Origin of the sequence: Clostridium sp. YIM B02506, from assembly GCF_022324845.1 — a bacterium.
GTDB classification, from domain to species: Bacteria; Bacillota; Clostridia; order Clostridiales; family Clostridiaceae; genus Clostridium_T; species Clostridium_T intestinale.
This window is the reverse complement of sequence record NZ_JAKGTG010000061.1, coordinates 1-4,002: the sequence shown is the minus strand read 5'-3', so window position 1 is coordinate 4,002 and position 4,002 is coordinate 1. Positions and strand designations below refer to the sequence as shown.

Annotated in this window: 4 protein-coding genes; 2 read left to right on the top strand and 2 right to left on the bottom strand. The window is 28.5% G+C overall.

What is annotated here, in order from left to right:
• The first annotated feature begins 477 nt into the window (after positions 1–477).
• Positions 478–1,155 (top strand): uracil-DNA glycosylase, encoded by a 678-nt coding sequence (locus L1S49_RS23010; protein ID WP_238907683.1) that lies wholly within the window; start codon positions 478–480, stop codon positions 1,153–1,155.
• A 67-nt stretch (positions 1,156–1,222) separates the two neighbouring features.
• Here the strand turns inward: L1S49_RS23010 and L1S49_RS23005 are convergent, their stop codons facing one another.
• Positions 1,223–1,930, bottom strand: coding sequence for a DUF1287 domain-containing protein (locus tag L1S49_RS23005; RefSeq protein ID WP_238907682.1), 708 nt, complete (start codon positions 1,928–1,930; stop codon positions 1,223–1,225).
• Between the two features lie 131 nt (positions 1,931–2,061).
• Entirely contained in the window at positions 2,062–3,153 is a 1,092-nt protein-coding gene (locus L1S49_RS23000; protein WP_073022878.1) for a mechanosensitive ion channel family protein, read from the bottom strand.
• A 120-nt stretch (positions 3,154–3,273) separates the two neighbouring features.
• Between L1S49_RS23000 and L1S49_RS22995 the strand changes: the two genes are divergently transcribed.
• Positions 3,274–3,852, top strand: coding sequence for a hydrolase (locus tag L1S49_RS22995; protein ID WP_073022879.1), 579 nt, complete (start codon positions 3,274–3,276; stop codon positions 3,850–3,852).
• The last annotated feature ends 150 nt before the right edge of the window (positions 3,853–4,002 follow it).

Below are 4,002 nucleotides of genomic sequence, written 5' to 3'. Positions count from 1 at the left end.
CTCAATTTAAGTGTCACACTAATGTGCACAAATTTTAGTTTAATCTTACTCTAAGAATTACGTTGACTATAAATAAGTTTATTCAAAACTTCTTAAGTTTCCTCTGTTTAATTTTCAAAGACCATTTTCGTCATTATTCGTCACCGTTCATCGGCAACATATAATATGTTATCACATTGTTTTTGTTATGTCAACTGTTTTTTTATATTTTTCAGTTAACATTTATATTCTCAGAAACTTTATGTTTTCTGCGGAACGTGTTTTATCTTAACATCTATATCAGATGTCTATTTATTATTATAACATATTCACACAAACTTATACCCGTAATTCTTAATATATCTCTATATTTCTTTGATTTCATATTATGGATACACCTGGAACTGTTTTATCAGTGTATAACGTTTACTATTTCTTTGTTTTCTTTATTCGACTATTATTTTTTATTAAGTGTTATAATATATTGGGGTGATTTTTATGGCTATTAATTTTAAAAATGATTGGCAAGAGCTTTTAGAAGAAGAACTTTCTAAAGAATATTATTTAAAACTTAGGCAATTTCTCATAACAGAATATAAGACAACAACAATTTATCCTAATATGCATGATATTTTTAATGCATTACACTATACGGCATATAAAGATGTTAAAGTAGTGATTTTAGGGCAAGATCCTTATCATGGACCTAATCAAGCACATGGTTTAAGCTTTTCAGTAAAACCAGGCGTCGGTATTCCCCCTTCACTTCTTAACATGTATAAAGAATTACAGACAGACTTAGGATGTTATATACCTAATAATGGATATCTAAAAAAATGGGCTGATCAAGGAATTTTATTATTAAATGCATCCTTAACAGTAAGAGCTCATACTGCTAATTCTCACAAAGGGAAAGGATGGGAGATATTAACTGATAAAATAATCTCTTTATTAAATGATAGAAAAGATCCTGTAGTATTTATACTTTGGGGAAATAATGCTATTTCAAAAGAGAAACTCATAACAAACAAATATCACTACATAATAAAATCAGTACATCCTAGTCCACTATCCGCATCTAGAGGTTTTTTTGGCTCAAAACCATTTTCTAAATGTAATGACTTTCTAAAATCTATAGGTAAAAATCCTATAGATTGGCAAATAGAAAATATTTAAGGTTAAAGGGAAAAATAATTGTTTTTCCCTTTAGCTTTTCTAAAATCATATATAATTTCATTATTTATTAATATTTCCATCTATAATGAGCATATATAGGATTATTAAACCAACTTAATTTAGCTTCAGATGCCTTAGGGGTGGAATTATGAATCACGTATGGTATTCCATCACTATCTCTTTTGTCAGATACTATAGCAATATGTTCATACCCTTCTACAAATACCACTATATCACCTGGCTGCCATTCTTTAAGGTTATTTATATCATCAACATTAAGTTCTGTTGTTAAGGTATCACAATATCTTTTAAAGAAAGTATCTTGATTTAATACTCTTCTAAAATCTATATTAGGATCTGGTTTACTGTTTACTCTCCTATATTCTTTTAAATTTTCTCTAATATCCTTATCCAACAATTCTTTAATTGAGACATTTATCGCATTGAACCCTCTCCATATTACATCAGTACATACGCCTTCACCTTCTGGTGGATAACCTCCTGTATAATATGCATCTTTATATAAAGTTCCTATTTCCACTTCTTTTCTTGCCTCATTTACTATGTCTATTGGATCAGGTATACCATTATTATTTTTATCTTCTTTAGAACTTTCATCAGGTACTACGACTTTTTTTATTGGCAAATTTTCTATTATATCTCCTATAGAGTTATCTTCTAAAATGCTTTTATATTTTTGTTTTAAAAATCCTGTAGTAGCAATACTTATAATAATTAAGAGAACACAAAAAATTAATACTTTTCTTTTCCTCATATACTCCCCTTTATTAAAACATAGAAATCTCTATATTTTATTTTAATATAATAACTTCTTAAATTTTATATTCTCTATTGTATTACTCTTTTCCTTCTATCTTTCTAATATTATTCATGTTAGTAATATATTTACTTCCCATCCTCAGCTTCCTTATTTTTAGATAATTCTACTCTGCTCCATGGGATAGCAAGACTAACTTCATTTTTTTCTAATATCTCAAGTATGGTAAGATTTATATCCTCTTTAGTTTTCTCATAAGCTAAATACTCCATTACATTGGTATAGAAATATATAGATACATCTAAACTGTGTTCTGAAAAAGCATTAAAAGATACTATCACTAGCTCTTTATCAACTCTTTCATCATTCAAAAGAAAATCTTCAATTTCTTTCACTAAGATTTTAATCTTTTTACTGCGAGTCCCATAATCTAATGGTAACTTAAAAAATATACGTCTCTTTTTTCTATCAGTCCAATTAATTATATAGGAATTAGCAAGCTTAGAGTTTGGTACAGTAACTAATGCCTTTGAGAAAGTCCTTATTTTTGTACTTCTAAATGTTATTTCTTTCACTATGCCTTCAACGTCTGAGGTTTGAATCCAATCTCCTATAGAAAAAGGTCTATCAAATAAAATAACCATTCCTCCAAATAAATTTGAAAAAGTCTCTTGTGCTGCCAAAGCTATAACCACTCCTGATACTCCAAGTCCAGTAACAAATCCAGAAAATCCAAATTCTCTTGAAAATATACTTACAGCAGCTATTAATGCTAATATTCTAATTATAATAGATATAAAGGGGAAAATTATCTTATTAACTTTATCTGTATATTTATTTTTTATTCTATTATATAGAAGAGAATCTTCCATTGTAACATTGTAGATTATCCAAGTAAAAAATATAACTAACCCACATCTTAATACCTTTTCAGTTATTAACGTAAGTTCTTCTTTATATATACTCAAAGCTAAATATTTTAATGAAAAGTATAATCCTAATATATCTATTAGAAACTTTAACGGTTTCTCCAAAGATTCAAAAATTTTATCGTCTAAAGTGTTTTCAGTCTTTTTGATAAATTTGCAACAATATGTACAGATATATTTTACAAAAAGCTTTTTAAAAATAAGAAACCCTATATAAATTAATAGGGCTATTACAAGCACATCAAAAGGTGAATGCGCTATTATATTAATAATTTTATTTATTTCATCCATAGTTACCACCCAAAAAATCATTATTCTTTATTATGTGTACTTAAGGATTTTTCATTCTAACCTTGCAATATTTATTTATAATAGTAAAATATAGTTATATTTTCTAAGGAGGCTGGTAATATGGATTCGAAACTTTCTAGAGATGATGCTTGGTCTTTATTATGTAGATATACCAAAAGTGATTCTCTACTTAAGCATGCTCTTGCTGTTGAAGGCGTAATGAGACATTTCACAAAATTATTGGATGAAAAAGATATAGATAAATGGGGAATCGTAGGACTTCTTCATGATCTTGATTATGAAATGTATCCAGATGAACATTGTATAAAAGTCCAAGAAATAATGAAAGCTCATAATATATCTGATGAATATATACATGCTGTAGCAAGTCATGGTTATGGTATATGTTGCGATATCGAGCCAGTTCATAAAATGGAAAAGGTATTATATACCATAGACGAACTCACTGGACTTATAAGCGCAGCCGCTATAATGAGACCCTCTAAAAGTATTTTGGATTTAGAATTGAAATCAGTTAAAAAGAAATATAAATCTAAAGGATTTGCCGCTGGTGTTGATAGAAACATAATCGAGAATGGAGCAAAAATGCTTGATTTAGAATTAGATTTTGTAATCAAAGAGACCATTGAAGGAATGAAAACCGTAGCTGAGGATATCGGGTTAAAAGGTGATATATAAACGATTCAGATATTTTTAATTTTTTATATTCAATTTAATTAAATACACAAAAAAAGTCTAGCAAAATGCTAGACTTTTGGTGGCTCGAGCAGGAATCGAACCAGCGACACGAGGATTTTCAGTCCTCTGCTCTACCGACTGAGCTATCGA